General features: G+C 70.6%; 12 protein-coding genes. 5 read left to right on the plus strand and 7 right to left on the minus strand.

The features are described 5' to 3' along the window. Positions 1-11: 11 nt before the first annotated feature. Both EKD16_RS17160 and EKD16_RS17165 read right to left on the minus strand, forming a co-directional pair. Complete coding sequence (locus EKD16_RS17160) at positions 12-2,453, minus strand: AAA family ATPase (RefSeq protein ID WP_131099308.1); 2,442 nt, start codon at positions 2,451-2,453, stop codon at positions 12-14. Positions 2,454-2,563: 110 nt separating this feature from the next. After that, positions 2,564-3,211 (minus strand): ribonuclease HII, encoded by a 648-nt coding sequence (locus tag EKD16_RS17165; protein WP_242677450.1) that lies wholly within the window; start codon positions 3,209-3,211, stop codon positions 2,564-2,566. 233 nt (positions 3,212-3,444) lie between these two features. Here EKD16_RS17165 and EKD16_RS17170 point away from each other — a divergent pair, with 233 nt between their 5' ends. The 3 genes from EKD16_RS17170 to EKD16_RS17180 all read left to right on the plus strand — a co-directional run bounded on the left by EKD16_RS17170 (position 3,445) and on the right by EKD16_RS17180 (position 5,222). Next, positions 3,445-4,113, plus strand: a complete 669-nt coding sequence (locus EKD16_RS17170) for a hypothetical protein (protein WP_131099310.1) — start codon at positions 3,445-3,447, stop codon at positions 4,111-4,113. Positions 4,114-4,187: 74 nt separating this feature from the next. Continuing rightward, the gene (locus EKD16_RS17175) at positions 4,188-4,829 is read left to right on the plus strand and encodes a hypothetical protein (RefSeq protein WP_131099311.1); all 642 of its coding nucleotides are present in this window, start codon (positions 4,188-4,190) and stop codon (positions 4,827-4,829) included. A gap of 201 nt (positions 4,830-5,030) precedes the next feature. After that, entirely contained in the window at positions 5,031-5,222 is a 192-nt protein-coding gene (locus tag EKD16_RS17180) for a hypothetical protein (protein WP_131099312.1), read from the plus strand. A gap of 404 nt (positions 5,223-5,626) precedes the next feature. Here EKD16_RS17180 and EKD16_RS17185 read toward each other — a convergent pair whose 3' ends face one another. After that, on the minus strand, positions 5,627-7,072 hold the full coding sequence (locus EKD16_RS17185) for an SPFH domain-containing protein (RefSeq protein ID WP_131099313.1): 1,446 nt from the start codon (positions 7,070-7,072) through the stop codon (positions 5,627-5,629). Continuing rightward, positions 7,069-8,880, minus strand: coding sequence for an SPFH domain-containing protein (locus tag EKD16_RS17190; protein ID WP_131099314.1), 1,812 nt, complete (start codon positions 8,878-8,880; stop codon positions 7,069-7,071). Before EKD16_RS17190 ends, EKD16_RS17185 begins: the two co-directional genes overlap by 4 nt. A 331-nt stretch (positions 8,881-9,211) precedes the next feature. Here EKD16_RS17190 and EKD16_RS17195 point away from each other — a divergent pair, with 331 nt between their 5' ends. Further along, entirely contained in the window at positions 9,212-9,523 is a 312-nt protein-coding gene (locus tag EKD16_RS17195) for a hypothetical protein (RefSeq protein ID WP_131099315.1), read from the plus strand. Between the two features lie 55 nt (positions 9,524-9,578). On the opposite strand, the gene EKD16_RS17200 is transcribed toward EKD16_RS17195, so the two are convergent. Then, positions 9,579-10,007 carry a CBS domain-containing protein gene (locus tag EKD16_RS17200; RefSeq protein ID WP_131099316.1) on the minus strand — a complete coding sequence of 143 codons (429 nt, stop codon included), beginning with the start codon at positions 10,005-10,007 and terminating at the stop codon, positions 9,579-9,581. Positions 10,008-10,156: 149 nt separating this feature from the next. Next, the gene (locus EKD16_RS17205; RefSeq protein ID WP_131099317.1) at positions 10,157-11,344 is read right to left on the minus strand and encodes a beta-1,3-glucanase family protein; all 1,188 of its coding nucleotides are present in this window, start codon (positions 11,342-11,344) and stop codon (positions 10,157-10,159) included. 1,125 nt (positions 11,345-12,469) lie between these two features. Between EKD16_RS17205 and EKD16_RS17210 the strand changes: the two genes are divergently transcribed. Then, a complete protein-coding gene (locus EKD16_RS17210; RefSeq protein ID WP_131099318.1) occupies positions 12,470-12,880 on the plus strand; it encodes a VOC family protein in 411 nt (136 codons plus the stop codon). A 319-nt stretch (positions 12,881-13,199) separates the two neighbouring features. Here EKD16_RS17210 and EKD16_RS17220 read toward each other — a convergent pair whose 3' ends face one another. Next, positions 13,200-18,416 (minus strand): adenosylcobalamin-dependent ribonucleoside-diphosphate reductase, encoded by a 5,217-nt coding sequence (locus EKD16_RS17220; RefSeq protein WP_131099319.1) that lies wholly within the window; start codon positions 18,414-18,416, stop codon positions 13,200-13,202. Positions 18,417-18,506 lie beyond the last annotated feature (90 nt).

Raw genomic sequence — 18,506 nt, forward strand, 5'->3', positions numbered from 1 at the left:
GGCCGCGCCCCTCAGCGCTGCGTCACCTCGGCGTAGGCCTGGCGCACATCCTCGCTGGTGACGACGGTCAGCTCGGCGGCCGTCGCGCTGTCGCCGAGCTCGTCGGCCACCCGCACGTCGCGGTGGGAGCACGCCTTCTCGAACAGGGAGCGCGCGAAGCGGCCGTTGCCGAGCTCGTCGATCCACCCGGAGTCGCAGACGTAACCGAAGATGCGCCGCAGGTCCTCGCGTGCGGAGTCGTCGAACGCGTCGCCGGTGTCGTCGGCCACCGCCTCGGCGATCTCCGTCAGCTCCTCGGGGGTGTAGCTGGGGAACGCGACCCGCACGTTGAACCGCGACGCCAGCCCGGCGTTGCCCGCCAGAAACCGGTCCATCTCGGCCGGGTAGCCGGCCAGCACCACCACCAGGCGGGCGCGGTCGTCCTCGGCGCGCTTGAGCAGGGTCTGCACCGCCTCCGAACCGAAGGCGTCGCCGCCGCTGTAGCCGGGGTTGGCCAGCGCGTAGGCCTCGTCGACGAACAGCACACCGCCCAGCGCCCGGTCGACCAGCTTGTCGGTCTTGATGGCGGTCGCACCCAGGTGCTCGCCGACCAGGTCGGCGCGCTGGGCCTCGACCACCTCGGCGCGGCTGAGCAGCCCCAGCGCGGCGAAGACCCGCCCGAGGATGCGGGCGACGGACGTCTTACCGGTGCCGGGCGGCCCGGAGAAGACGAAGTGCCGCATGGGCGGATGGTTGCGCAACCCCTGCTCCTCGCGCAGCTTGGCCATCTGCAGCTGGGCCACCAGCGAGCGCACCTGGCGCTTCACCGGCGCCAGACCGATCATGGCGTCCAGCTCGGCCAGCGCCTCGTCGACGTCGGGGGCCTCGCCGATGCCGGGCATGCGGGCGGTGAGGCCGTCGAACGCCGCCGCGACGTCGGGGGCGCGCACGGTCACCAGCTCTTCGGGGTCGGGGCGGTGCGCGGACTCTCCGGCGGTGACGACGCGCACGTCACGCGCCTCGGCCGCCTTCTCGACCAGGGAGCGCACGAAGCGGCCGTTGCCGAGGTCGTCGATGGCGCCGCGCTGCTCGGTCTGGTCGAAGCGGCGGCGCAGCGCGGGACCGGCCTCGCCGTCGAGGAGGTCGCCCCGCTGCTCGAACAGGGCCTCCGCGATGCGTTGCAGCTCTTCCGCGGTGTAACTGGGGAAGGTGATGCGGGTGGCGAACCGCGAGGCCAGCCCCGGATTGGACGACAGGAACCGGTCCATCTCGGCCTCGTATCCGGCGAGGATGATCACGAGCCGGTCGCGGTCGTCCTCGGCGCGCTTGAGCAGGGTCTGCACCGCCTCGTTGCCGAACCGGTCGGGCTGCCCGTCGCCGTCGTTGACCAGCGAGTACGCCTCGTCGACGAACAGCACACCGCCCAGCGCCCGGTCGATGAGCTCGTTGGTCTTGATGGCGGTGGCACCCAGGTACTCCCCCACCAGGTCGGCGCGCTGGGCCTCGACCACCCGCGGCGTGGGCAGCAGACCGAAGGAGTGGAAAACCGTGGCCAGCGCGCGGGCGACACTGGTCTTGCCGGTTCCCGGCGGCCCGGAGAACACCAGGTGGCGCAGCGGTCGGTCCACCGAGTACCCGGCGTCCGCGCGCAGCCGCGCGGCCTCGATCGACGCGGCGATCGCGCGCACCTGCTGCTTGACCGGGTCCAGACCGATCATGTCCTCCAACTCCGCCAGCGCCTCGTCGACGGGGACGGGTGCGGCGTCCTCACCGCCGTCTGCCGCGGTGCGGGCGCGCCCGCCCTCCGACGCCCGCTGGCGCACCCCGGCGGCGGGGGCGGCCTGCGCCGGCGCACCGCCGCGCATCCCGCCCTCGCGCGTGGGCGGGGGCGCCCCCAGGTCGCTCAGGGTGCGGCGGAGCCGGTAGGCCGCCAGCACCCGCCACAGCAGCGCCAGCCCGGCAGCTCCGGCGGCGCACAGCACACCCAGCGCGGCCGGGGCGGATCCGGCGACCATCCCGGCCAGCGCCACACCCAGCCCGGCGATCAGCGCAACCAGCAGCGCCACCAGGGTGGTGTGCCACACGGGGAAGGCCGTGATGCGGGTGGCGGCCAGCGACACGAGCAGCGCCAGCACCGGCAGGAGCAGTAGCACCGAAGCGTCGGCGACCCGCACGGGGATGAGGAACAGGGCGTAGGCCAGGACGACCCAGCCGATGCAGATCAGCGCGGTGGCCACGGCGTCGCCGGAGCGCATCAGCGCCGCGAAGACCAGCAGGGCGGCCGCGGACGCCGACACGGTCGTCAGCACCGGCAGGCCCAGCAGCGCCGCCGCCACCGCCAGCACGGTGACGGCGACCAGGCCCGCCACCAGGCGGGTGCGCAGGAGGTAGCCGTAGTAGAGCGCGCGTAAGCGGTTCAGGGCGGAGGCGCGCCGGGGCGGCTCCGAGGTGCGGGAGCGTTCGTCGCGCGGCATCCCTGTCCCCTCCTTGCTTAGCGGGTCCCACTATTGCAGCACTGCCGCGGACCACGAGCCTGCCGCAGCAGCGGTGCCCAGCAGGGATCCGGCGTGTCGCGCCGCGGGACCTACAGCAGCGGTATCTGCCCGCCGGGATCGGGGCGCGGCTTGCGCAGGTGCCGCCACTCGGGCAGGTCGTCCAAGTAGGACCAGGTCATCCGGTGATGGGGGGTGGGGCCGAACTCGGCCAGGGCACTTCGGTGGACGGGCGACGGGTAGCCGACACAGGTGTCGAACCCGTAGTCGGGGAATTCGGGGTGCAGGCCCGCCATGAACGCGTCGCGGTGCACCTTGGCCAGCACGGAGGCCGCGGCCACGGCGATGCTGGTGAGGTCGGCCTGGATCTCGGTGCGCACCCGCCAGGGGGCGCCCAGGTAATCGTGCTTGCCGTCGAGGATGACGGCGTCGGGCGGGGCCGCCAGCGCTTCGAGCGCCCGGGTAGCGGCCAGGCGCAGGGCGCGCGTCATACCGAGTTCGTCGATCTCCTCGGGCTCGGCGCCGCCGACGGCGTGGTCGTACACCCAGGGGCGCAACTGCTCGGCGATGCCGATGCGGCGCTGCGGGGTGAGCTTCTTGGAGTCGGTCAGCCCCTCGGGCGGGTCGGTGCCGTCGGTGACCGCGGCGCAGACCACGACAGGGCCGGCCCAGGCGCCGCGGCCGACCTCGTCCACACCGGCGACGCGCACGGCGCCGCCGCGCTGCAGTTCGCGTTCCAGGCCGTAGGTGGGTACGGCCGACGGTTCGGCGGCGGCAGCGGAGGCGCCGACCGCCGGGGCGGGGGTCGCGGAGGTCTCAGCCACGGCTCAAGCCTAGGGGTTCGGCGACGGCGGGCACACCTTTGCGGCGGGATGCCGCAGGGCTTTTCGGCGGACCACCGCGTGTTACACAGGGCCACGACCGGCCGCCGTCGGTAGTTTCCGCATGACTCCGGGCCGCCGAGGAAGGAAGCATGCAGCTGAGCAGACCACAGGGCGAGCCGCCGCCGACGCGGACCGGCAGCAGCGCCGGGCACCCCGGCTCGCCTACCCACTCGGGGGCCGCCAACCGAAACGCCCCGACTAACGGCGGCGCAACCCGTCCCGAACGCGCGCGGTCGTGGGCGCGTCGCGGCCGCGATGCGGTCCGCGCGGCGGTGCTCGACCTCGCGGCCCTGAGCGGGCGGCTCGCGGCCGCCTGGATCACCGCCGGGTGGGCCCTGGATGCACTGGCGGGCGGCACCCGGTCCGACCTGCTCGCCGGCACCGTGCTGGCCGGCGCGGCCGCGTTCGCCGCGGGCCTGGCCGCCCCGCTATCGGGCACGGCGCTGGCCGCGGCGGCAGCGCTCGCGGCACTGGGTCCGGTTCCGCTCGGCGCCGCGCCGGCACCGGGCCCGGTGCCGGCGTCGGACGCGCCGTGGTGGATCGCGCTGTCCGCGGTCTGCCTGCTGGGGGCACTGGCCCCCGGACGGCTCTGTGCCGACGCGCTGATCCTGCACCGCCGCCGCGTCGGCCGGGTCGGCGCCCGCGACCCGGAAGGGGCGCGAAACAGGCAGATGCGAATCGGCAGACGGCCCGAGGAAGCCCCGCCGCTCCCCTATCCTGGAGGCAGGGCCGCGCTCGGCCGGCCCTCCCGTATCTGACCCGGTCGCCCGAGGCCCCTTCTGTGCACCCCTCGGGTCGACCCGTGTCATGGCCTGAGGGGGAAGATCCGCGCATGTCCGCCGCCGACGAGGGCTCGGTCGCGAAGCTCATCGAGATCGCCCATCCGCCGACTCCTCGGCAACGGCTGTCCTCATGGGCGTCGCGGCCTCCCGGCCGCCTGTACATCCCGGCGTGCGTCCTGGTGGGGCTCGTGCTGCTCTACGAGGACAGCGTGCCCGGCGGGCACCTGCCGAGCTTCGTGATCGGCATGGGCGGCGGCGCGCTGCTAGCCGCGATGGGCGCACTGCGCCTGGGCATCGCCGTTTCCATCGCCCGGCCCATGATCCTGCGGTACCGGCTGCGCTGGATCGCCGCGCCGCTGATCGCCGCCGGGGCGATCGCGCTGTCGCTGACCGACATCCCGCTGCAGGCCCGCGTGGAGACGTCCGCCGCCGCCCTGCGGGCCGTGGGCGACACCGCCCGGCCCGCCACGACCGCCCCGCTGGACACGTGGGCGGGGCTCTACCCGCTGAAGTCCGTTTCGGTGACCGAGGACGGCGTCACCCGCTACACGGTGCGCGGCGCGGGGCTGCTGGACGCCTCCGGGCTCGCCTACAGCCGGGAACCGCTGCGCACCGACGTGTTTCTGCAAGGGCACGGCGGCGTCGTCTACGAGCACATCAGCGGCCCCTGGTACTCCTGGACGGAGTACTGACACCCGCCCCTTTCGAGCACACCGAGCGAGACCGGCCGTCGGCCGCAGCGGGCCGCAACCCGCTCCTCGTCCGCCGATGCGGTTCCCGGATCGGGGGTGGGTCTCCTCATGCCGTTTCCCCGCTCGGGCCTCACCCCGCTTTTATCCGCGATCGGTAGACATGGATGCGACAGGGGATTTCCTCAGGGACGGGGGATTGCGATGAACGAGTTCATGACGGCTCTGCACCTGCGCCTCTACGACGCCGTCAGCGCTTTGCAAGAGGCGCGCGAGCGAGGCGACGAGGACCTGTGCCTGGTACAGGCCGGCGAACTGGAGGACCTTGTCGAGATCGCGGCGCGGCACGGCGTCGACATCGACTGCGGCTACGGCGCCCTGGCCCACGCCGCCTGAGCGCCGCGCGAGATCGGCGCGGGGCCCGTCGAACGGGGGCGGTCCCGCGCCCGAGGGCGCCGGCCGGGCGTATCCGGCGCGAGCGCGGACGAGAAACGGCGTCCGCGTGCGGCACCGGCCGGCGTCGGCGGCGGCTGTTCCCGGATCTCCCGGAAGACGGGGCCGGGAATCCGGGAACGGTCCCCCGTAGAGCTGCAGAATACGCCGCCAACGGCAAAGCGGAGGCAAAGAACGGCCCTCCCGAAGGTCCGACAGGCCGCCGTCCGCACGGCGCGAGTCCCCGCTACGCGAAAGGCGGCGCGGCCGCGTCAGGCAGGGAGGGACCGGACCGGCGAACCGCATCGCCCCGCCCGCCGAACGCGAAAAAGGGGGAGGCGGGTGCCTCCCCCTCTCGCTTCTCGCGCCTACCTGCCGCGGCGGCGCCCGCCGCGGTCGGCGCGGTCGCCGCCGTCCTGGTTCTCCGCGTGGTCGGCGTAGGTGCGGCCCCGATCGGCGGCCGCCGACATCGCGCCCTGCACCTGCTGGAACGCGTCAGAGGCCGTCTGGGCGGCCTCGTCCGCGTCGCCGGAGTCCAGCGACTGCCGCGAACCGCCGCGCTTGCCGCCCAGATCGGGCAGCAACTGGGCCAGCAGCAGCGTCGACAGCGCCGAGGAGTCGCCGCTCTGGCCGTCGGTGCGCACCACCACCGGCTGCGGCGCGTGCTCGGCCAGGGTCGCCCCCACGTCCAGTCGGCGCCGGGCCAGCTCGTAACGCAGCACCGCGCGGTTGTCGCGGTAGGAGGTCGCCAGGCGCCGCTGCGCCTTGGCCTCGTTCTGCGCGGCAACCAGGTCGGCCCGGCCGCGGGTCTCGATCTCGTAGCGCACCCGCTGGGCCTCGGTCTCCTGCTCCTCCAGCATCTGCGCGACGTCCTTGCGCGCCTTGTTCAGCGCCGCGTTGACCTCGACGATCTTGGCGTCGCGGGTCTTCTTGGACCGCTCGATGTCCATCAGCAGGGTGTCGATGCGCCGCTTGCGGGTCAGCTCCCACTCCTGCTCGTAGGCGACCAGCTCCTTGGCGACGCGCTCGCGCGTGGCCAGGTGCTGCTGGTACTGGTTGGGCAGCTGCACATCGGGGATGTTGCAGCCCATGATGCGCACGCCGTAGCGGCTCAGCTGCCGGTTGAGCAGCTCCTGCATGTCGGCGACGTCGGAGCCGCGCAGGTCGTAGGCGCTCTCGGTGAGCACCTGGCGGCTGCGCTGGCGGATGGCGTCCTGCACCGCGTTGGACAGCACCAGGTCGAAGTTGCTGGCGCCGATACTGCGCACGAACGCGACCGCGTCGGTGATGCGGAACTTCAGGAAGAACTCGATCGACTTCAGCGGCACGTTCTCGTGGGTGGGGCAGGCCAGCACCGGCGCGGTGTAGGGGATCTCCGTGGAGATGTCGACCACGAAGTCCACCCGCGACCACGGGTGCCACAGGTAGTGCCGGCCCGGGTCGAGCTGGCCCACGACAGCGCCGTACTTGGTGAGGACGCCCACGGTGCCCTGCTCGATCTCCACGATCGAGGAACGCCACCACCACAGCAGGCCCAGCAGCAGCGCGCCCAGCGCGAGCGCGAACGCCGGGATCGCCGCCCACGACAGGAAGAACCCGCCGACCGAGGCCAGCAGCAGAGCGGACAGCAGCAGGTACAGGGCGAACCACACCAGCATGGTCCACCGCAGGCCGCGGCTGTCGCGCGGGATGACGACCGGCACCAGCGCGCCCTGGTCACCGCCGCGCAGCAGGCGCGCGATGTCGTTCCAGGAGGCCAGCGCCTCCTTGATGCTGGAGCCGCCGGTACCGGGCTCGGGGTGCTGCTGGCTCATCGGGGACCTCCCTCGTCCGTGCCGGGCTGCTGCGGCCACGGCGGCGCCGGCGGGCCGTCTGGCGCGGCGGGCCCGCTCTGGGACCGCTCATGGCCGGGCTGCTGCGGGTCCGTTCCGGGTTGCTGCGCACCGGGCCGCCCCTGCTCCGGGCCGGAGCCGGCCGCCATGTCCGCACCCTCCGCGGAATCGCCCGCGACCGAGCTGAGCCGCTCGTCGATGGAGTCGTCGCTCACCGACTGGCGGATCTCCTCGATCCGGTCGGCGTTGGGCACGTCCTCCGGCGGAGGAGGCTCGACGGTCTCCTCGCCGTCCTCTTCCAGCACCCGGGTGATCTCCTCCTCGCGCTCGGAGATGCGCTCGGAGATCTCCTGCAGCCGGGCGCGGATGGCCGCCATGTCCTCGTCGGAGAACAGCGTCGACTCGGCTTCGCCGATGATGCCCTGGGCCACCCGCAGGAAGTCGACGCTGGTGTCGTCGCCGCCGCCGATGTGCAGCACCTGCGGCAGGCTGTCGGCGACCGACTCGAGCTTGTCCAGCAGGTCCTGCTGGTAGCGGTAGTTGAGGATCTCGGGGGCCTCGGCGGCGCTGACGGCGCGGATGTCCAGCGCCTGGGCCTCCAGCAGCGCCGCGTTGGCGTTGGCGGTGCTCTCGGCCTCCACGAACCGCTGGCGGGCCTGAGCGCGCGCCCGGTTGGTCTCACGCTCCAGCGCAGTGTCCATCTGCGCTTGGTATTGGGCGATGTCGGCCTGGATCGCCGACAGCGTCTCGTTCAGCGAGGCGAGCTCCTTGTTCAGGTCGCCCTCGTTCTGCTCCTTGCGGAGCTGGAGCTCGTATTCGTAGGTGTAGGCCTCCTTGGCCACCCGCACCATCTCCGGCGCCGCCAGGTCCATGCGGTACTCCTGGCTGGAGGGCTCGGCGTGGGTGATGTTGGCGTTGGTCAACCGGACCGCGGGCAGGAACTGCTGGTTGAGCTGCTCCAGCAGCCGCGCGGTGTTCTCGCCGACCATGTCGTAGATCTCCGACGCCTGCTGGTCGTAGATCAGGCTGCGGGTGACCTCGCTGATGGCGTTGTTCAGCTTTTCCTGGAAACCCTGCACCGCGCCCAGCACGAAGATGAACTGCTCCGGGTCCTCGATCTTGAACTGCACGAACAGGTCGATGGATGCCTTGACCCCGCTCTTCGTGGGGGCCTCGCGGATCGGTGCGTTGAACGGGTACTCGCGGTTGGTGTTGACGATGTAGGAAACCCGCTTCCACGGGTTGAGCAGCGTGACGCGGCCCGGCCCCACGACCTGCTCCAACTTGCCGAACCTGGTGATCAGCGCCGCGCAGCCGTCGGGCACCATCACCATGCCCTGGCGCCACCACATGAACGCGGCGAAGCCGACGAACACCACCCAGTAGTGGATTCCGAAGAACGGGTTGAGCAGCGCACCGGTGGCGGCCGAGAGCGGGAAAGTCACGATCTGACCGGCGACTCCCGCGATCAGCAGCAGGATCACCGGCAGCATGGTCGTGAACGTGCGCCCCTTGGGGATCACCATGGGGCAGATGACGTGTACCGGTCCGCTCGGACCGCGCTCGTAGGAGCTGCGGTTCAACGCCTCGCCGGAATTGTTGAGGGAGGAGCTCTGCTGCTCGATGCGGGTTCCCACCGAGGCGCCCTGTTCACGGGCGGCCAGGAAGTCGCCCGGGTCGAGGCCGAACCCCTCCGCCGCGTCGCCGAGCGCGTCGGAGACCGCCTCGCGCGGATCGCCGCCTTCGGCGACGGCGGAGGCGGCTCCGCGCACGGTCTGCGCGAAGGACATAGGTATCGACTCCTTGCTGGTTGCGGAACTGCGGATTCGACGCGGACGACGCCGTCGCGGTTCCGCGGCTCCTGCTGAGAGTGCAAGGATGCTCCCACACCACCTCGCCCCATGGAGGGGGGAGACGATAACCATCGCCTATCCATGTCCGAAAATCAGACCGGCCGCCCGTTCGCCCGGCGAAGGCCGGACCCCGGGCGGCTGATAGATCCGGACCCGGAGGGGTAGCGCACCGATCAGACGGGCGTCGCGGTAGCGTCGGCGGTGGAGCAGGCCGACCCGCACACGCCGGGCGGCCCGCGGACCCCCGCGGAAGCAAGGAGTGGAGACGATGGCTTCGGTACCCAGCAGCCTGCTGACCACCGCCGGCCTCATCGGCGGTTACAGCGTCGCCCGCAGCACCGGCAACCGGCAGCTGGGCGGCGCGGTGCTGGCCGCCTGCGGTGCGGCGGCCTTCCGCAGCTGGCGGCGCAGCGCCGGACTGCCCGCGGCCGCGACGCTCACCGCCGTCTACACGGGAGCGTTCGGGCTCTCCCACCCGTTGGCCAAGAAGCTGGGCGCCTGGCCGTCCGTACTGGCCGTGACCGCCGCCACCGGCACCGCCGCCCACCTCGTCGCCGACCGGCGGCGCGGCCGCGACTGACGGCGGCGCCGCAAAGGAGGGCGGGCGACGTCGAGAGGGGTGCGGCGGCGCGCCGTCACCCCTGGGTGATGTAGGCCTCCAGCTGGCTGCGCTCCTGCTCCAGCTGACTGATGCGGCTCTTGACCACGTCGCCGATGCTGACGATCCCCACGAGGGTGCCGCCGTCGAGCACCGGCACGTGGCGCACCCGGTTCTCCGTCATCAGCACGGTCAGCGTGTCGGCGGTGTCGTCGGTGGTGCAGGTGACGACGACAGAGGTCATGATCTCGGATACGGGGGCCTCCAGCAGCGTGGTGCCGCGCTCGTCCAGCGCCCGGACGATATCGCGCTCGGAGGCGACACCCGCGACCGCGCCGTCCCGCATCACCACCACCGCACCGATGTTGTGCCGCGCGAGCAGCGTGAGCAGGCCGGCCACCGTCTCCCGCGGGGAGACGCTCACGACGGCCGAGCCCTTGTTGCGCAGAATCTCAGCTATCAGCATGGCGGTCCTTCCAGAGGGTAACGACGGGTTACCCGCCGAACGCGCCTCCTAACCGCGCGGAGGCGCCCGGCGTGCAAGGCAGCCGTTTCGGGCGGGCCGGAGCCCCGCTCCGGCCCGCCTCGGCCTGTCGTTCCCGTTGGCTCGTCCGACTAGAACGGGGTCAGTGTGACCTCGAAGGACGACGGGGCGTGGTCCTGGATGTAGGACGCGAAGCCCGAAACGTCGTCGAAGGCGAAGCCGTAGGCCTTGCCGTCCTCGGCGACCTCGTGGAACACCTCCGCGTACCTGTTCGTGATGTCGGCGTTGTAGAACGCCGCCGGGTCGGTGACCGGGTGGTCGGCGGTGTTCAGCAGTGTCGAGCGGTTGAGCGCCGCGCCCAGGATCGCCGCCACCGGGCCGTTGAGGCCGTCGTTCGGGGCGTGCAGCGCGCCGTCGCAGAAGAACACGTCGCGGGTGGAGGGCTTGGAGATGGGCGCCACTCCCCCGTCGAAGGCCAACTGCCCGGAGCCGTTCACCCGGCCGGTGAAGGTGCCCTGGTTCGTCGTCACGATCAGGTCCCGGCCGCCGTAGCGCGACCACACCCGGTCGATGTACGGGGCGTAGTAATCGGCGGAGAACCGGCCCGAGTCGATGCCGTGGCCGGGCGCGATGATCCGCCGATCGCCGACTACGAGCGGGGAGAAGTCGGGGTCGGCCCTGATGGTGTCGAACACCTGCGCACGACCGCCCGGCTGCAGGCGGCCGGTGGACTGCCGGCGCTCACCGCTCAGCGCGATCGCCAGCGGCACGCTGAACTGGTCCACCATCGAGGTGTTGCAGTACATCCCACTCTCGTCGTGGGTGAATTCCACCGTGTCGTGCAGCACCGAGAAGTTCGGGTCCGACTCCACCCAGCCGGCCGGGTACTGCAGCGCGGGATTGCCGTTGCCGTCCTCGACGACCTTGAACCGCAGCTTGTCCTCCAGGGCGATGTAGATACGCCCCGACATGAACGGCAGCGTGAGACCGCCCGCCTCGCTCAGCGGAATCGAGTAGTCGGTGTATCCGCCGTCGGTGTTGTCCGAAAGCTTGACCGGCGCGAGCGTGCCGTCGGGGCGCACCCGGGCCTGCTTGCCGCTGGCGAGGTCGGTGCCGACGATGTAGAGGCGCACCGCTCCGGCGGCATAGCCGCTCTCGTTGACGAAGGAAACCGGCAGCGCGCCGGCCGCCGCCGCCTTGGCGCCACCGGCGGCCAGATCGGCTTTCGTGGAGGACGCGCCGCACGCGGCACTGCCGAGCAGCGGGGCGGCCAGAGCCGCTCCGCCGGCGCCGCGCAGGAACGAACGTCGGTCGATCATCGAATGGACTCCCTTCCGAAGGGGCAAAGGGCGGACGGGCACCGCGCAGTCGAGTGGCGGCGCCCGTCCGCGGGGGAGGAGGTGCGACCACGGCCCGGGAGCGTGGAGGGGCCGGGCCTGCGGCCGCGCGGGGCGGGATCACGAACGAGCCGCGGGATGGCGAGCGGGCCGGGTCGGCCTCACTCCCCCGGCGGGAGCAGAGGGATTCTCCTCCGCCGCCGGCCCCGATCCGCTTCAGGACCGCGGCATCGCGCGGCCGCCTCGCGGCGATCTCGGACCGGGGGCATCGCAGCGCCGGGCGCGGAGGGCGCCTGGGCGCTCGGGCAGGAACGCGGGCTCTTCATCTCGTCTTCCTCGGGTCAGGGAGTCAGCAAGAGATGCTCGGGATCCGAAGCGGTGAGGCGATCCGCACAGGCACCGCCCCACCGCCCGCAACCAGGTGCGCGGCGATGTCTCGACAGCGGCGCCGACCCGGCGCTTCCGCGGGTTGACGCTGCGGAAGCGGAACCGGGCGCACGCCGCCCCACCTGTGGAACGGACGCACCCGCCACCGGCAAGCGACCGAAGGGGTCCGCCTTCAGACGGATCCGAATAGCCGGAGCGGAACTCGCGGACCCGGGGCATCCGGCAGGAAGCCCCGAGCCAGAAGCGCCGTTTCACTGCACCTGACTGCTGTTCGTGTGTGATCGGTTGGTTTCGGTCACTGTCGCCCGATGCTAGAGAGGTCACGACTGGGACGCAAGGGCCGCGAGTGGCGGCTCAGCGTGACGCGGCGAGACCGCGAGAGCGCTCTCTGCTGGTCCGGGCGGGTCTCGATACCCTCGAATCGCGGCGGAGGATCACCGAAATCTCTTTTGAGAGCGCTCTCCGGATGGGCTCCCTCGGATGTCCGGCGAGCGTGGTTGCGAGCCGGCCTCGGCCCCCTTCTCGAAACGCCCTCGAAAAGCCCCCGGACGCGATCGCGGAGCCGCTTTCCGTTCGGCGTGTGCGAGGGCTCGTGCCGCGCCCGGCCCGCGCGCCCGCGTTCGGCCCGATCGAGCCCGCTCGGCAGCCCGCACGCGCCCGTGAGCGGTTCGGTCAGGAATCGAGAAGCGCCGCACCAGCGCCGCGCCTAGCGTTACCGCCATGGACATCACCATTCACACGACGCCACTGCCCCACGAGGACCCGGACGAGTCCCTGGCCTTCTACCGCGACATCCTCGGCTTCGAGGTCCGCAGCGACGTCGGGCAGGGAAAGATGCGGTGGATCGCGGTCGGTCCGGTCGGCCAACCCGAGACCTGCATCCTGCTGGCACCGCCGACCGCCGACCCCGGCATCACCGAAGAAGAGAGCCGCGTCATCACCGAGATGATGGCCAAGGGCACCTACGGCTGGATCATGCTGGCCACCCGCGACCTCGACGACACGTTCGAGAAGGTGCAGGGCGCCGATGCCGAGGTCGTCCAGGAGCCGACCGACCAGCCCTGGGGGATGCGCGACTGCGCGTTCCGCGACCCCGCGGGAAACATGGTCCGCATCCAACAGGTCCGCTGAACCCGACCCGCCATCCGCCACCACCGAGCCCTCGGGCCGCCCGCATCGCCGGGCGACCGGGGGCTCACGAGCATCGGGAAAGGAACCCGCCATGTGCCACCCCTCATGGGGAAACGCACTCATCGCCGCGCAGCGCCCCAGCGACCTCACCCGGCTGCGTCGCGTCCGCGACGCTCGATCCGGCTCGGATCCGAGCCGGGGCGGACATCCTGCCGCAAGCCGTCCAGGAACACCGCAAGAGCACCGAAGGGGAAGCCGATCGAACTCGGCTTCCCCTTCTGGCCTGCTATTCCATACTTTCTCGGCTTGAGCGGACGGCTTAGCTGCAGCCGCTCGTGGAACCGCAGCCCTCGCAGACGTAGCAGCTGCCCGACGGGCGCATCTTCGTGCCGCAGGTGACGCACAGCGGAGCGTCGGCGACGAAGCCCTGGCTGCGCTCGACCAACTCGGTGGTCGAGTGCGCATCGCCGCGCTTCTCCCCGCCGGAGCCCTCGGAGCGCTCGGCCCCCTCCTCGGCCGCGCTCTCGGCCGGGGTGAGCGGGGCCGACTGGGCGTAGGACTCGACCTGGGCCGCGACCTGGGCCGGGTCCTCGCCGTTGGCCTGGGCGCGGCGCTCCTCGGCGGAGAGGACGCCCAGGTCCGCCCGCTCCTCGTAGGGCAGGTGGTCCAGCGCCAGGCGGCGGAAGATGTAGTCGACCACCGACTGCGCCATGCGGATGTCCGGATCGTCGGTCATCCCCGCCGGGTCGAAGCGCATGTTGGTGAACTTGTCGACGTAGGTCTCCAGCGGAACCCCGTACTGCAGCGCGATCGAGATCGCGATGGAGAAGGCGTCCATGACCCCGGCAAGCGTGGAGCCCTGCTTGCCGAGCTTCATGAAGACCTCGCCGAGGCCGTCGTCGGGGTAGGAACCCGCCGTGATGTAGCCCTCGGCGCCGCCCACCGAGAAGGACACCGTCTCGCTCGGCCGCTTCTTGGGCAGCCGGCGCCTGACCGGACGATTGACCTCGATGACCTCGGGCTCGGGCCGCGCCTTGTCCTCGTCCTTCTCAGCGCTCTCGGTGGAGGCCGTGGACAGCGGCTGGCCGACCTTGCAGTTGTCGCGGTAGACCGCCAGCGCCTTCAGGCCCAGCTTCCACCCCTGGAAGTAGATGTGCTCGAAGTCCTCGACGGTCGCCTCCTCCGGCACGTTCACCGTCTTGGAGATCGCCCCGGAGAGGAACGGCTGCACCGCGCCCATCATCTCCACGTGGCCCATGGGCTTGATGTAGCGCCTGCCCATGGCGCAGTCGAACACCTCGTAGTGCTCGGGCCGCAGCCCGGGCGCGTCCACGACGTGGCCGTTCTCGGAGATGTACTCGACGATCGCCTCGACCTGCTCCTGCGGGTAGCCCAGGTTGGTCAGGGCCCGCGGGATCGCCTGGTTCACGATCTGCATCGACCCGCCGCCGACGAGCTTCTTGTACTTGACCAGGGAGAAATCGGGTTCGATACCCGTGGTATCGCAGTCCATCATGAAGCCGATGGTGTTATGGCTGACCAAGCCGTTGGCCACGTAGGTGACGTTGTCGGGCACCGAGATGTCGTAGGTCGGCTGGACGCCGCCGTCCTGGTTGTCCGCGACCCGCTCGAAGATGTAGCCGAGGGCGTGGCCGAGCCGCTCGTCCATGGTCTCGGTGTGGATACGCTCGGCCAGTTGACGGGCGACACCGCCGCTGGTCCGCAGCGACTGCACTACGGTGCCGCGATCGCGGTGGCCGACCGGAACCAGTTCGTCCCAGACCTCCCGAGGGAGCATGATCCGATCCCCTCTGGCCGAGCGTTCCGGCTCCAAGGCGACCATGAGCCGATTCTTGCGGTCACCCATGAAGCCGACGAGCTCGTCGAAGCGGAGCGCGTGATCGACGTTGCGCAGTCGCACGATGTGGCAGTCGCCGCCGTACCCGCTCCGGGTGCCTCGAGTCGTGGTTGCCATACCCAGCGTCAGGAGCAGCGTGCGGACCTCGCCGGCGAAGGACTCGTGCGCCGTCGACAGGCTCGGAACGCCCTCCAACACGGTGCCGTCCGCCTCGAACAACCCCCGCAGGAACGCCGCGTAGACGGAGGGGTCGTTGGCCTCCAGGATCGCGGAGGGCACATGCGGCGTCCAGCCCTTGCCGGTGTGGTTCTGACCGGGCAGGTCCTTGGCGAATCCGGCAGCCTTCCACCACCGCGCCAGGCGGACGGACGACAGGGCCACCTCCTGGTAGCCCTCCATCTGCGTGACATCCGGGACGAGGTTGAACAGCCCCTTCGCCAGGATACGGAGGCGCTCGACGACCTCGGTGTCGGTGTCGGCGACGCAGAAACGCAACCCCTTGGCGTGCAGACTGCCGTCGCCCATGAAGTAGCCGACGAGCTCGGCGAGCTCCTCGTCGACCGCGTCGGGGACGACCACGTTGCGGTCCCCCGCGTAGTAGGCCTGCTCCAGCACCGGCAGCACTACACGACGCGTCTCACCCACCAGAGTGCCCATCTGCACCGGGACGACATCGTCCGGAGTGATGTCGGCGAAGCGCTTCCACTCCCAGGCTCCCGTCTCGGGATCGACGACCTTGATCCGGTGTGCGTAGGTGCCTTGAATGCGGTAGCCCCCGGCGGTGACGATGCGCCGCGTGGGCTCCTCCCCGTTGACGAAGAACCTGGTCGCCTGCCTCGGTCCTTCATCGGTCGCCACCTCCGTGGACAGCTCCTGCCACCTCGGCCCGTAGACGTCTCCCAGCTCGGAGATCCGGACGAGGCCGCGGTCGGTGGTGACCAGGGAGTCGCCGGTCAGGCAGCCGGTAGGCGCCAGCAGGCTGGCCTGGGCGTTGCGCCATCCGTGCTTCTCGCCGGTCTTGAGGCACTGCTGCCAGGTTGCGGTGGCCGCGGCGGAGATAGCGCGGTCCATGGCGCCGACCGTCCGCAAATCGTCGTTGGCGGCGGCATGCTTGCGCATAACGCGCTTGTGGGCGTCGGCGTTCTTCGCATAACCGTCGTAGGGCCCCACCACGCCGGCCAGTTCCGCGCTGCGCTTGTAGGCGGTGCCGGTCATCAACGAGGTGATGGCGGCGGCGACCGCGCGCCCGCCGTCGGAGTCGTAAGCATGGCCGGTGGCCATGAGCAGCGCGCCGAGATTGGCGTAGCCGATGCCCAGCTGACGGAAGGCGCGCGTCGTCTCGCCGATCTTCTCCGTGGGGAAGTCGCCGAAGGTGATGGAGATGTCCATCGCCGTGATGACCAACTCGGTCAGTTTCGCAAAAGCGTCGATATCGAAAGTGTCGTCACTACGAAGGAATTTGAGCAGATTAATTGATGCTAGGTTGCACGAAGAATCATCAAGTGAGAGGTATTCACTGCACGGGTTGCTTGCACTAATTCGTCCGGTTTCGGGGTTTGTGTGCCAGTCGTTGATGGTGTCGTCGTACTGCACGCCCGGGTCGGCGCACTCCCAGGCGGCGCGGGCCATCTTGCCGAACAGCTCCTCGGCGTCGACGGTGGCCACGACCTCGCCGGTGGTGCGCGAGGTCAGCCCGAACTCCGAGCCGGATTCGACGGCGCGCATGAAGGCGTCGGAGACCCGGACGGAGTTGTTCGCGTTCTGGTACTGCACGCTGAACATGTCGTCGCCGCCCAGGTCGACGTCGAACCCGGCGTCGCGCAGGGCACGGATCTTGTGCTCTTCACGCGCCTTGGTCTCGATGAACTCCTCGACGTCGGGGTGGTCGACGTCGAGCACGACCATTTTGGCGGCGCGGCGGGTCGCACCGCCCGATTTGATGGTGCCCGCCGAAGCGTCGGCGCCGCGCATGAACGACACCGGCCCCGAGGCGGTGCCGCCGGAGGTGAGCAGTTCCTGGCTGGACCGGATGCGGGAGAGGTTCACCCCGGCACCGGAGCCGCCCTTGAAGATGATCCCCTCTTCCTTGTACCAGTCGAGGATCGACTCCATGGTGTCGTCCACGGAGAGGATGAAGCAGTTGTGGACCCGGAGGTTGTCCGAGAGATACTCGCCGCTTTCGGTCTGGATGTCGTAGACCTCCATGGCGCCGACATTCTCGACCGCAGCGATCTCCAGACGCTTGATCGGGTGGGCCGCAAGGCCCGGAACGTCCAGGCTCGCCTCCAGCTTGTCCGCCTCGGCGGCATCGATGAACCCGATCTCAGCGGCGAACGCGGCACGCTCCCCGGCACCTTGAATGCCCAGGCTCCAGAGGTCGTTGCGGTCGGGACGGCGCTCGGCCTTACGCGCCACGCGCGCGAAGATGCCGTAGCGCAGCAGCAGGCGCTGCACACCCCGGACAAGCTCCTCGGAGATCATATCCATGCCGATACGCACGGAGCGCTCTCGCTTCGAAACGTAGCCTTCGGCCTGGAAGATGCTCCGCAGGTAGGCGGTGACCACCGGAAGGGGCGCGGTGAACAGGTGCTCGGGTACCCGCATGTCGACGCCTCGGGTGCGCAGGTCCCACTTGGCGACGAAGTCCGCCAGACCGCTCCCGTACAGGCGGGTGCGCCGGCAGTCCAGGGAGGTGTCCTGAGTCTCCACGCGCCGCTCGTGACGGTGGACGTCGGGGAAGACCCGGTCGAGGGCTCCCGTCACCCAGTCCAGTTCCTCCTCGGTGACCGTCATCGCCTCGATGGTCAGGGAGCGGTTGGTTCCCTCACCGTACTGCCCGACGAAGCCGTCTGACTGCAGCCAGCCGGCCAGAGCCGCCTCGGCGATCTCGGCGGGGTCGATCTCCGATTCGCCATAGGCGTCTCGCCGGTGCCACTGGAGCTTGTCGCCGACCGCCAGCTCACCCGCGGTGACGAATTTTCCGGTGTGATCGCCGGTTGCCTTCCACACCAGGTGATCGGCCGTCACGTCCAGCGTGTAGCCCGCCTTGGTGTGCAAGCGCAGAACGTCCTTGACGCCGTTGGCCTTGGTCGCCAGGACTCGGGTGAGACCGTGCGCGTCATAGACCTTGGTCCCCACCGCGTCAGACTCGACGAGTTCACCGATGGGAACGAGCCCTTGCGGTGTGCTCACTCGCGCGCTGTAGGGCTGGCAGGCGCTGACCTGCTGCTTTGACGCGGTGCCGACGTTGAACCACACCGGGGAGTTGAAGCTGAAGAGCTGGTTCACGAGGGCGTGCTTGAGCTCGTGGTCGAAGATCTCGGCGTCTTCGTCGGTGGCGAAGTAGCCGCTGGCGCGTCCGGTTTCGGTGTATGTGCCGGCGACCCGGTCGACGAGCTGTTTGAGGCTCCACTCGCGCTCGGGGGTGCCTTGGGCGCCGCGGAAGTACTTGCTGGCGACGATCTGGGTGGCGTTCATGGTCCAAGCGGCGGGGAACTCCACGCCGCGCTGCTCGAAGTTGACCGAGCCGTCGCGCCAGTTGGTCATGACGACGTCGCGGCGCTCCCATTCGACCGCGTCGTAGGGGTGCACACCGGGCTTGGTGAAGACGCGCTCCATCTTCAGACCCTTGCGGCGGTCCTTCCCCTTGCGCTGTGCTCCGCTTGCGGTCTCCGTCATGTCGCTCCCCCTGCTCCTCGTCGCGTACCTGATTGCTCCGCCGCATCCACCCGGTTGGACGCGGCGCCTCGTGCTCGCCGGGCGGCCCGC

Origin of the sequence: Streptomonospora litoralis (genome assembly GCF_004323735.1) — a bacterium.
GTDB lineage: Bacteria > Actinomycetota > Actinomycetes > Streptosporangiales > Streptosporangiaceae > Streptomonospora > Streptomonospora litoralis.

Bases quoted from the DNA above. Each gene is read 5' to 3' on its own strand.
- EKD16_RS17175 (WP_131099311.1), top strand. From the start codon at position 4,188: ATGTCCGCCGCCGACGAGGGCTCGGTCGCGAAGCTCATCGAGATCGCC.
- EKD16_RS17190 (WP_131099314.1), bottom strand. From the start codon at position 8,880: ATGTCCTTCGCGCAGACCGTGCGCGGAGCCGCCTCCGCCGTCGCCGAA.
- EKD16_RS17195 (WP_131099315.1), top strand. From the start codon at position 9,212: ATGGCTTCGGTACCCAGCAGCCTGCTGACCACCGCCGGCCTCATCGGC.
- EKD16_RS17185 (WP_131099313.1), bottom strand. From the start codon at position 7,072: ATGAGCCAGCAGCACCCCGAGCCCGGTACCGGCGGCTCCAGCATCAAG.
- EKD16_RS17180 (WP_131099312.1), top strand. From the start codon at position 5,031: ATGAACGAGTTCATGACGGCTCTGCACCTGCGCCTCTACGACGCCGTC.
- EKD16_RS17170 (WP_131099310.1), top strand. From the start codon at position 3,445: ATGCAGCTGAGCAGACCACAGGGCGAGCCGCCGCCGACGCGGACCGGC.
- EKD16_RS17205 (WP_131099317.1), bottom strand. From the start codon at position 11,344: ATGATCGACCGACGTTCGTTCCTGCGCGGCGCCGGCGGAGCGGCTCTG.
- EKD16_RS17220 (WP_131099319.1), bottom strand. From the start codon at position 18,416: ATGACGGAGACCGCAAGCGGAGCACAGCGCAAGGGGAAGGACCGCCGC.
- EKD16_RS17160 (WP_131099308.1), bottom strand. From the start codon at position 2,453: ATGCCGCGCGACGAACGCTCCCGCACCTCGGAGCCGCCCCGGCGCGCC.
- EKD16_RS17200 (WP_131099316.1), bottom strand. From the start codon at position 10,007: ATGCTGATAGCTGAGATTCTGCGCAACAAGGGCTCGGCCGTCGTGAGC.
- EKD16_RS17210 (WP_131099318.1), top strand. From the start codon at position 12,470: ATGGACATCACCATTCACACGACGCCACTGCCCCACGAGGACCCGGAC.